At 68.2% G+C, this 10,315-nt stretch carries 8 protein-coding genes and 2 pseudogenes; 6 read left to right on the top strand and 4 right to left on the bottom strand.

Annotated elements, in window-relative coordinates; all coding sequences use genetic code 11:
• Both CR165_RS23575 and CR165_RS24770 read left to right on the top strand, forming a co-directional pair.
• A pseudogene (locus tag CR165_RS23575) lies at positions 1-108 on the top strand (IS5-like element ISRso1 family transposase); the annotation flags it as partial.
• 273 nt (positions 109-381) lie between these two features.
• Entirely contained in the window at positions 382-1,554 is a 1,173-nt protein-coding gene (locus CR165_RS24770; protein WP_146202037.1) for a hypothetical protein, read from the top strand.
• 193 nt (positions 1,555-1,747) lie between these two features.
• Here the strand turns inward: CR165_RS24770 and CR165_RS23590 are convergent, their stop codons facing one another.
• Positions 1,748-2,206, bottom strand: coding sequence for a cupin domain-containing protein (locus CR165_RS23590; RefSeq protein ID WP_109519348.1), 459 nt, complete (start codon positions 2,204-2,206; stop codon positions 1,748-1,750).
• A gap of 78 nt (positions 2,207-2,284) precedes the next feature.
• Here CR165_RS23590 and CR165_RS23595 point away from each other — a divergent pair, with 78 nt between their 5' ends.
• Positions 2,285-3,214: a LysR family transcriptional regulator gene (locus CR165_RS23595; RefSeq protein ID WP_181378351.1), complete on the top strand. Its 930-nt coding sequence runs from the start codon at positions 2,285-2,287 to the stop codon at positions 3,212-3,214.
• 205 nt (positions 3,215-3,419) lie between these two features.
• Here the strand turns inward: CR165_RS23595 and map are convergent, their stop codons facing one another.
• Positions 3,420-4,301 carry a type I methionyl aminopeptidase gene (gene map, locus CR165_RS23600; RefSeq protein WP_109519343.1) on the bottom strand — a complete coding sequence of 294 codons (882 nt, stop codon included), beginning with the start codon at positions 4,299-4,301 and terminating at the stop codon, positions 3,420-3,422.
• A 30-nt stretch (positions 4,302-4,331) separates the two neighbouring features.
• Positions 4,332-4,949 carry a TetR/AcrR family transcriptional regulator gene (locus tag CR165_RS23605; protein ID WP_109519344.1) on the bottom strand — a complete coding sequence of 206 codons (618 nt, stop codon included), beginning with the start codon at positions 4,947-4,949 and terminating at the stop codon, positions 4,332-4,334.
• Between the two features lie 233 nt (positions 4,950-5,182).
• Between CR165_RS23605 and CR165_RS23610 the strand changes: the two genes are divergently transcribed.
• Complete coding sequence (locus CR165_RS23610) at positions 5,183-5,938, top strand: tripartite tricarboxylate transporter substrate-binding protein (protein ID WP_181378352.1); 756 nt, start codon at positions 5,183-5,185, stop codon at positions 5,936-5,938.
• Between the two features lie 222 nt (positions 5,939-6,160).
• Here the strand turns inward: CR165_RS23610 and CR165_RS23615 are convergent, their stop codons facing one another.
• Positions 6,161-8,482 (bottom strand): FdhF/YdeP family oxidoreductase, encoded by a 2,322-nt coding sequence (locus CR165_RS23615; protein ID WP_109519346.1) that lies wholly within the window; start codon positions 8,480-8,482, stop codon positions 6,161-6,163.
• 117 nt (positions 8,483-8,599) lie between these two features.
• On the opposite strand from CR165_RS23615, the gene fdhD reads away from it, so the two are divergent.
• Together fdhD and CR165_RS23625 are read left to right on the top strand one after the other, a co-directional pair.
• Positions 8,600-9,412: a formate dehydrogenase accessory sulfurtransferase FdhD gene (gene fdhD / locus CR165_RS23620; protein WP_245906729.1), complete on the top strand. Its 813-nt coding sequence runs from the start codon at positions 8,600-8,602 to the stop codon at positions 9,410-9,412.
• Positions 9,413-9,904: 492 nt separating this feature from the next.
• A pseudogene (locus tag CR165_RS23625) lies at positions 9,905-10,183 on the top strand (transposase); the annotation flags it as partial.
• Positions 10,184-10,315 lie beyond the last annotated feature (132 nt).

The raw sequence follows: 10,315 nt of genomic DNA on the forward strand, positions 1-10,315 counted from the left end.
CGTTGGCGCCGCCTGGTTCGCGACTACGAGCGCCGCTGCGACGTCTCCGAAGCCATGATCCACGTCGGCATGGGCGCGCTCCTCATCAGGCGCATCGCCCACCCATGACCATTCTCAAACGGGCACTTAGACAATGTTTCTATGAGGTCTCGCATCTGCTGAAGTGCCATGCCAGTCCAGCAAAAGGCTGGCTTGTGGCGCGCTTCCTTAAAGATGGCAGGAGGCGATGGCACGCAATTAGAACCAGCAAATCAAAGGTTAGCGTGCAAGACGGCGGTGCAGCTGATCCTTCTATCAGGAAAACTCACCACCATTCGCCCTTGCCGAGCAGAGAAGAGAATCATAGTGTTATGTTATAAAATAACACACGGTCATCCAACCATGCGTCACTTCCGACTGCTCTCAACAACAGTGGCAGCCCTGGCACTGGCTGGTGCTGCACAGGCCCAGACCCTGCACACAGTCCGTGCAGCCGTCACAGACCACGCCCGCGGCAGTGTCTCGGTCGTAGACCTGACGACAGGCGAGATACTGAACCGCTTCGACACGGGCTCCCCTGGCGGTCTGCGCCACGGCGCGGCACCGGGGCAGGTATCGTTGGCGCAGGGACAAGCTGGCCGTGTGGACGTGGTCGATCTCGGCATGGCTGTTCATGGCCATGGTGATCATGGCGACCTGAAACTATCCACGCCGCGTCTCCTTCCGCGTGTCGCGGAGGGACCGAAGCCTTCGCATGTGCTGGGCGGCGACGGCCGTCTGGCCAGCTTCTTCGATGGCGACGGTTCCGTGGTGATTGCCAGCGCAGGGGACACCACAAGACTGCGTGCCAACGTGCCCCACCACGGGCTGGCCTACCCTTTCCACTCTGCCGCTGGTCCACGCCTGATGGTGAGCCACGCCGCAGCTGCAGGTGAGAGGCCTGGCGGCGTGATGCTGCTGGACGAGCAGGGAAAGGAACTCACCCGCAACGACGATTGCCCGATGCTGCACGGCGAGGCGATATCCGGGCGCGTCATCGGCCTCGGCTGCGGCGACGGCGTTCTGCTACTGAACACGCGGACGCAGGCCTTCCGGAAGGTGCCCTATCCAGCCGGCACAGAGAGCGGCCGCATGGTCCGCAGCTTGGTCGGCGGCAGCGATTTCCATCTCTTTGCCGGCGATTTCGGGCCTGATGCAGTGACGATCCTCGACCCTGATGCCGAGCAGTTCAAGGTGGTGGAACTGCCCGCGCGCCGCATCGCCTTCACCATGGATCCGCAGCGGGCGGACACCATGTTCGTGCTGACCGAGGATGGCCAGATGCACCGGGTCGATACTCTCGGCGGCAAGATCGTCGGCAGTGCCCGGGTGGTGCAGCGCTATGCCTTGGAGGGGGGCTCATCGGTCGCGCGGCCGCGCCTCTCCGCCGCAGGCGGGTTGGTGGCGGTTACCGACCCTGCGCGATCCCGGCTGCTGGTGCTGAATGCCGCAACCTTGGCGCCGCAACGGGAGATTGCCATAGAAGGTGCGCCGCTGAACGTGCTGGCGATCGCCGCGTCCGGCGAACAGCATTGAGCGAGCCGACTTCGGTTCCAGGGCCGGTATGAGGCGGCCTGACTGAAGCCATGGTTGCAGCCACCGTCTTGTGGCCTGCCACCGTGGCAACCGCCGCTCTACGGCCCGGCTGACAGGAGACTGAAAGGTTAGCCCGCGCTGCATGGCCGGCCCGGCACCCGGAAAGCCGAGCGTCACGGGCCGGCCAGCCTCTTCAGCCCATGGTTACACCATGCTGCGCGCAGATCGCGATGATCTCGAGCGGCGTCAGCCCGCCCGGTGCAGCACGGCCAGCACGGCTGAGATGGCGGAACATCGCGAGGCCCTGCCGCCCCGGCCAGAGCGCCACCAGCAAGCGCGCCGGCCTTGCCGTATCGTTGCGGAAGCCGTGCGCCACTCCTCTCGGCAGGTGCACCGTCTCCCCGGGGCCGCCCTGGCGCTCGCCGGTCCCGTCCAGCAGGGTGAGCGCGCCATCCAGGATGAAGAGCACCTCCTCCTCGGCATGGCTGTGCAGCGGCACGAAGTAGCCTGGAGGCACCACGTGGTCCGCCAGGAAGAAGCCGGACCTCGCAGGGTCCGCCTTCACCACCATGCTGGCGCCGAACACGTCCAGCATCTCGCCCTCGCCGGCCGCGAGTGTCGCGACCGCCTTGCCCTTCATCGTGTCCAGCATCTCTTCCTCGCTTCCTGCCAAGGCGGCGATGGCACCGCGCCGGAGCTATTGCCGCAGCGGCGCGCCAAACGGCAGACGTTGCTTCTGGACAGCGCGTTCGCCGCGCCGAACAATGCCGGCATGGGAGCCTTCGCCGGGATCGAGGCCTTTGTGCGCGTCGTGGAGGCCGGCAGCTTCACCGCGGCCGCCGAGCGGCTGCAGACCGCCAAATCCTCGGTGAGCGAGGCGGTGCGCGCGCTGGAGGAACGGCTTGGCGCGCGCCTGCTGGACCGCAGCACGCGCAAGGTGCAGCCGACCGAGGTGGGCCAGGTCTTCTACGCCCGCTGCCGCCGCCTGCTGGAGGACGAGGCCGCCGCGCGGCTGGAGGCACAGGCCCTGCAGGAGGCCCCCGCCGGCCGGTTGCGGGTGGCGGCGCCGGAGGGCTTCGCCGCCCGCCACCTCGTCCCTGGCCTCGCCGGCTTCCTCTCGGCGCATCCGGCGATCGAGATCGAGCTGGCCGAGGCAGCAGGGCCGGTCCGCCTCGTCGAGGACGGGTTCGACCTGGCGATCCGCGTGGCGGAGGCGCCGGCCGCCGGCCTCATCGTCCGCCGGCTCGCGACCTCCCGCGTGGTCGTCGTCGCCACCCCCGGCTACCTGGCGCAGCATGGCATCCCCGCCGTGCCGGCGGATGTGGCGCGGCACCGCTGCATCGGCTTCGCGCCGCTGGCCTGGCGGGATTGCTGGCGGCTGGGTGGGGAAATGGTCGCGATCCGCCCCGTCCTGCTGACCGACAACACGGAATCGCTGCGTGCCGCAGCGCTGGCCGGCATCGGCCTCGCCGCGCTGCCGGATTGGGCGGTGGTGGATGCGCTGGCCGCCGGCACGCTTCAGCGCGTGCTGGCAGATGCCGCCTCGCCGGAAAGCGGCATCTTCGCCGTCTATCCGACCAACCGCCTGATGGCCCCGAAGGTGCGTGCCTTTGTGGACCATGTGGCCGCCGGGCTGCGTGCCCGCGGCCTGAGCCATTGACCGCCGCCGGCGCCGTCCGAGAACCGTGCTGCCGAAACGCCGGTGCCATTCCCTGGCAGTGAGCAGCGGGGAGGCGGCGCCCGGCATCCCGCCCCGCCTTCCGGCGCATCGGAGGGCACGGCCTGGCTCCGCCCCGAGCGGCAGCACCGCGGCATGATCCAGGCCGGCCTCGTGTGAAGGGGCGGGAGAAGCGCCGCGGCGGCCGCTACCGCTTCTGGCGTCGCGGAGGGGAGGCCGAAAGCGGCCTCATGCGGGGAGCCTCCTCGCCGGGTGCCGGCTGCGAGGCCTGTGCGTAGGGAGGGCTGGTGAAGCCGGCAGGAGACAGGGTGAAGATCTCGCAGCCATCCTCGGTCACGCCGATGCTGTGTTCGAACTGCGCGGAGAGGCTGCGGTCGCGGGTCACGGCCGTCCAGCCGTCGCCCAGCACCTTCACGCCGGGCCCGCCCGCATTGATCATCGGCTCCACTGTCAGGAACATGCCGGGGCGGAGCTCGGGGCCTCTGCCTTTTTGGCCGTAGTTCAGCACGTCGGGTGCGTCATGGTACCGCCGCCCGAGACCATGGCCACAGAAATCCCGCACCACGCTGAACCGCGCGGCCTCGGCATGGCTCTGCATGGCGAAGCCGATGTCTCCCAGCGTCGAGCCGGGGCGGATGGCCGCGATGCCGCGCATCATCGCCGCGTGGGCCACCTCGATCAGCCGGGCCGCACGGGTGCTGACCTGGCCGACAGTGTACATGCGGCTGCTGTCCCCGTGCCACCCGTCGAGGATAACGGCGAGGTCGATGTTGAGGATGTCTCCCTCCAGCAATGCCCGGTCGCCGGGAATGCCATGACAGACGACGTGGTTCAGCGAGATGCAGGTCGCATGGGTGTAGCCGTGGTAGCCGAGCGAGGCGGGAATGGCGCCATGGTCCAGGATGAACAGATGGCACAGCCGGTCCAGTTCCGCCGTGGTGATGCCCGCGCGAACATGCGCCGTGATCATGTCCAGGGTTTCTGCCGCGAGCCTCCCCGCCCTGCGCATCCCGGCAAAATCCTCGGCCGCGTGCAGCGTGATGCGGCGGCCGCCGGCGATGTTGCTCATGGATGTTCCCAGGGGATGCGGGGGAGAGAATCAGGCGGTATGCGGGCTTCCGGTGCGGAGGCCCGAGCCGGCCAGCGGCACTCCGGCGTGCAGTTCGGCGATCATCTGCCCGGCGAAGGCCGGTATGTCGCCGTCCGCCAGCAGATGCGGGCGCAGGATGGCAATGGGCGCATCGAAGATCAGGAACTTCGCGCGCGCCAGGTCTTCTTCCCGGGTGATGCCCCCGCCGCTCAGGCCGACGCAGGCGCGGAAGGCCTGGTCCATCTCGCTCTCCAGCCGCTCCATCGCCTGCCGGAGCGGCTCAGGGGGCGGCGCCTCCTCGAACAGGGACACGGGCTCGTGCAGCAGCAGGAAGCGGGCACGGTGCCGGTCCTCGCCCGCCCAGGGCAGCAGCGCCAGGGCCGCCTCGCGCGGTCGCCCGGCCTGCAGCAACGGCACCAGCACCCTTGCCAGCGAGCCGTAGCTGGCATTCCAGGCCGTAGCGAGAATGGCCGACCGAGACTCGAACCGATGGTAGATCGAGCCGGTTGGGGCGCCGACCTTCCGTGCGATGGCCTGCATGGTTGCGGCGCCCGGGCCGCCTTCGGCCACGAGGGCGAGGGCGGCGTCGATGAAATGCTCTGCCGAGAAACGGGCGGTCCTGACCATGCGAATAGATTGCTTGTTCTAGAATAAATTGTCTACTGCTTTTCTGTTCAGGCAGCCCGGTGCATTGCCGCGGCCGCTCCACGATGGAAGGCGGCTGCCCAGGACACAGCCGCCCCTTGGTGCGCTGACCGGCACGACGGCTCCACGGCCGCGAAGGCTGCCGGCGTGCCAAGCCTTGGGAAAGGATGCCCTTGCTAACCTGCCCTCCGGCAGCCGGCAGGAGGAGGCAATCCGTGAACAACGCCCGAGTCAGGCGCCGCCTGCTTTGCGGCATGGCCTTGGTCGGCTGCGCCGCTGCGGCCGAAGGCCGCGCTGCTGCTCCGGGAACGAGGACCGATCTCCGGTTGCTGGTCGGGTTTCCACCAGGCGGCGCCACGGATGTGGTGGCCCGGCTCTATGCGGAGCAGTGGCGCGCGCTCGGCAACGCCTCGGTGCTGGTGGAGAACAAGCCGGGTGCCGGCGGCTGGCTGGCGGTGGAGGCTCTGTCCGCCGCGCCGCCGGATGGCGCTACCTTGCTGGTAACGCCGGCCAGCCTGTTGACCATCACGCCGCACGCCTACCCGCGCAGCACGCGCTACGATCCCCTGCGCGATCTGGTGCCTGTCTCCCCGCTCTGCTCCTTTCCCTTCGCCTGGGTAGTCCCCGCCGCGCATCCGGCCAGAAGCCTGGACGAGTTTCGGCTCTGGGCCTCCGGGCGGGGCACGGTGGCCTTTGCCTCACCCGCCGCCGGATCGATGCCGCACCTGCCCGCCCTTACGGCCCAGGAATGGTTCGGGCTTTTCCTGCCAGGCGGCTCTTCCCCGGAGATCCTCTCCCTGTTCCACCGGAGGGTGGGCAGTGCCCAGCTGGCGGCACCGGTTGTCAATGGCCTGACCCGCCTGGACTACCAGCCCTTGCTGCTCTCGCCGGATGCTTTCGCGGCCCGTCTTCTGGCCGAGCATGCCGAATGGGGCCAAGCCGTGCGGAAGATAGAACTCGCCCTAGAATAGGACGCCATCAGAGCCGTGACGGCAGGAGCCTGCCGCGGCGGTGCCGCCTCTCGGGTCCCGCCAGCGCCCTGCCTGCGGCAAGGCCGGTCGGGAGGGTCTGCTGGCAGCCCTCCTCCGGGATCAGGGATCCCCCCGGATGGATGGAAAAGCCTCCACCCGCCAGGCCGGAACAGAGCCATTTCCGGCAAGCGGGCCGGCGGGTGCCGCGTGGCGGCGCGCTGGTCAGATAGCGCCGAAGGGGCGCGGCGCGGCCTGCCGGTCAATGAAGACCGGGACCGACTTGGCGGCAGGAACCTTGCTGCCTTCCGCATGATGGCTGAGCGGGATCAGCGGGTTGCACTCCGGGTAATAGGCGGCGCAACAGCCTTCCGGGACGGCGTAGGGCGTGACACGGAAGCCGCCGAGGCGGCGCTTGACCCCATCCTCGATGGCGCATTGGAGGGAGACCAGTTCGCCCTCCTGGAAGCCCTGCCGGCGCATGTCGGCCCGGTTCATGAACAGGATCATGCGCGTGCCTTGCACGCCGCGGAAACGGTCGTGGTAGCCATAGATCGTCGTGTTGAACTGGTCGTTGCTGCGCAGGGTGATCAGCTGCAGCACCCCCTCCGGCACCGCGACCTGTGCCTTCGACACGGTCTTCGGCGTCAGGAACTCGGCCTTGCCGGATGGGGTGGCCCATTTCCGCTCCCGCGCGCCAAGCGGGCGCGGGAAGCCGCCTGGCTGGAACAGCCGCTCGTTGAAGCGCTCGAAATGCTGCGGATAGGTCGCCTCGATCGCATCGCGCACGCGGCCGTAATCGCCAACCCATCCGTCCCAGTCGACATGCGGGGTGGAGGGCAGGGTGGCCTTGGCCATCTCCGCCACGATGCGGGGCTCGGACAGCAGATCGGGGCTGGCAGGCTCGCGCTTGCCACGGGAGCCGTGGATGCAGGCGGTGCTGTCCTCGATCGAGACGGCCTGCGGGCCGCTGGCCTGGTGGTCGACCTCCAGCCGGCCGATGCAGGGCAGCAGGTAGCAGACTTCGCCAGGCAGAAGATGGCTGCGGTTCAGCTTGGTGGCGACATGCACCGTCAGGCGCAGCTCCGGCCAGGCACGCTCCACCCGCTCCGTATCCGGCACGGCACGGGTGAAGTTCCCGCCCAGGCCGATGAAGGCCTTCGCCTCACCATCGATCACCGCCTGGCAGGCATCCACCGTGCTCCACCCCTCCCAGCGCGGCGGCTCGAACCGGTACTGCTCGGCCAGGCGGTCGAGCGGAACCAGCTCGGGCTTCTCGGTGATGCCCACCGTGCGCTGACCCTGCACGTTGGAATGGCCGCGCACCGGCAGGATGCCAGCGCCGCGCTTGCCGATGTTGCCGCGCAGCAGCAGCAGGTTGATCAGCAGGCGCACCGTCTCCACGCCGTCGCGGTGCTGGGTCAGGCCCATGCCGAACTTGGCGATGACGGCCCGGGCATTGCAGTACACATTGGCCGCCCCCTCCAGCGCGGTGCGCGAGAGGCCCGAGCGCTGCTCGATCAGCGACCATTCCATGGCCCGCACGCTCTCGGCGAAGCTTTCGAAGCCCTGGGTGTGCTCGGCGATGAAGGCGTGGTCCACCACCGGCGGCCGGCCCGCGGCGCGCGCCTTGTCATCGGCGGAGATGACAGCCTTGCACAGGCCCATGATGGCCGCGCCATCGCCGCCCGCCTTGAGCTGGTGGTACTGGCAATCCAGCCGGGTGTCGCTGCCGGCGATGGCATTGCCCGCCATTTCGACCGGGTTCTGCGGATTGACGAAGCGCTCCAGCCCCCGCTCGCGCAGCGGGTTGAAGACGATGATGGGGACGTTCCGCTTGGCCGCCTTCTGCAGCGGATGCAGCATGCGCGGGCTGTTGGTGCCGGTGTTCTGACCGAAGGAGAGGATGCAGTCGGTGTGCTCGAAATCCTCCAGCAGCACGGTTCCCACCGGCACGCCAATGCTCTGCGGCAGGGCCACGCTGGTGGTCTCGTGGCACATGTTGGAGCTGTCCGGCAGATGGTTGCTGCCATAGAGCCGGGCGAAGAGCTGGTACATGTAGCTCGTCTCCAGCGAGGCCCGGCCGGAGGCGTAGAAGATCACCGTCTCCGGCCGGAGCTGGCGCAGCTCTGCCCCCATGGCACGGAAGGCCTCCTCCCAGGCGACCTCCACATACCGGTCCGTCTCCCGGTCATAGCGCAGGGGCTGGGTGAGCCGGCCGCTGTATTCCAGGTCGTGGTCGTTCCAGAGCCGCAACTCGCTGACCGTGTGGCGCGCGAAGAATTCCGGCGTGGCACGCCGGCTGGTTAGTTCCCAGGTGGTGGCCTTGGCGCCGTTCTCGCAGAACTCGAAGGGATGGGGCGACGCCGGCTTGGCCCAGGCACAGCTGACGCAGGCGAAGCCGTCCTTCTTGTTCTGCTGCGGCAGCAGCCGCATCACGTCCTGGGCCGCTCCATCGCGCCGCACCGCACTCAGCAGGGATTGCGCAGAGCCCCAGCCGCCCGCCGGCCCCTTGTAGGGTTCGATCTTCACGGCTTTCTGCGGCATGTTCCGTCTCCCTGCGTTGCGGCCTCGGCTGTCCAACGCAGGCCCTGCGCAAGGGTTCCGGGAAACCCAAGGTACCGCCATGCGTCTTGCTTGTGGGTGCAGTGGGAGAGACAGGCCATGATGATGCAGGAGACGGCCAGCCGGCCCAGCCTGGTCCTGCCGCGCCTGGCGCGGCAGGGGGACCAGGCGGAGCCAGGCTTCCGGGCCGTGGCGGAGGAAACCGCGGTAGCCCTGACCTATGGCCGCTCCACCCACGCCGTGATGATGGCGAGCCCCATCGCGCTGGAAGACCTAGGGCTGGGCTTCAGCCTGACGGAGGGGCTGATCGGCTCTCCCGCCGAAATAATCTCGCTCGGCATCGTGCCGCGGCCGGCAGGCATCGAGGTACAGATGGAGGTGGCCGAGGCCTGTGCGTCGGCGCTCGCCCGCCGCCGCCGCCGCCTGGCCGGGCCGCTCGGCTGCGGGCTTTGCGGTATTGAGAGCCTGGAGGAGGCGGGGCGGGATCTGCCCTCCGTCACGGCCGGCACGACCCTGCCGCACACCGAGATCGGGGCGGCCATGGAGGCGCTCTCCGCCGCACAGGCCCTGCACCGCGAGACCCGCGCCGTGCATGCGGCCGGGTTCTGGCAGCCCGGGCAGGGGCTGGCGCTGCTGCGCGAGGATGTCGGCCGCCACAACGCGCTGGACAAGCTCGCCGGAGCGTTGGCCCGGCAGGGCCGTTCCGCCGGCGCTGGCGCGTTGCTGCTAACTAGCCGTGTCTCGGTGGAGATGGTCCAGAAGGCCGCCATGATCGGTGCGCCGCTGCTGGTTGCGGTCTCGGCGCCCACAGCGCTGGCGGTGCGCGTGGCCGAAGGCTGCGGCATCACCCTCATTGCTTTGGCGCGTGGCAAGGCCTGCGAGATCTTCACCCATCCGAACCGCGTGTGCTGACTTGGCCGTGTCTGTTCGGCGCATGTGCAAACAATGTTGCAGGGTAGCCTCCGTGTCAGGAGGTGGGACATCCTTGGCGTTCTCGACGATGATGCGAGCTTTGGCGGTGTACTGGTGCCCAAGCTAACCGATAGGCTTGGTGCCGCGGATTTTTCATCGGGCAGCAAGGCACTCGGCGACGACTTGGTTGAGTGTTCGATTCTACAGGACCCGTCGTCGTCGCGTTGTAGGCGGCGTTGAACCTGCGCGGCAGCTGCTCAAGATCGCGATGAGAATAGATCATGATGTCGAGTACCACACTATCGATGCGGCCGTTGAAGCGCCTACCATGCCGTTGGTTAGCGGCGTGTAGCGGCGAGTATGACGGTACTGGGTACCCAACTCGGTGAATGCCTTTTCGAAAGTCGGCGAAAAGCAGCTGGACACTTCAAAATACCTCGCTGCTAGGGCGCTGAGGTGACTCACTGTGTCTGCTCAGCCGAGGCAGTGGCGATGGCGGGTCAGCCTGGCTTCTTCGATGTCGATGAGTGGTATGCGGCCCTCTCTGCCGCCGGCGATCCATTGAAACGTCTTGCAGCCGCGAGGTCTCCCCGGTACGTGCTGGAGGTGGCACTGGCGCGGTCGGATCGCAACCGCGACGGGCGCCCACCCTACGACGCTGTGCTGGTGTTCCGCATTCTGGTGCTGCAGGCGCTCTACAGCCTCTGCGACGAGCAGATCGAGTTCCAACTGCGGGACCGGCTGTCTTTCATTCGCTTCGCAGGCCTCGGCCAGCACTAGGCTCAGGACTCATTGATCCAGAAGAGGGTGGTGGCTGCAAGGCAGATGGCGGACATGAAGGTATGGGCGCAGCGGTCATAGCGCATGGCGATGCAGCGCCGGTCCTTGAGCCTGACGAACATG

Origin of the sequence: Teichococcus aestuarii (assembly GCF_003116135.1) — a bacterium.
Taxonomy (GTDB): Bacteria; Pseudomonadota; Alphaproteobacteria; order Acetobacterales; family Acetobacteraceae; genus Pseudoroseomonas; species Pseudoroseomonas aestuarii.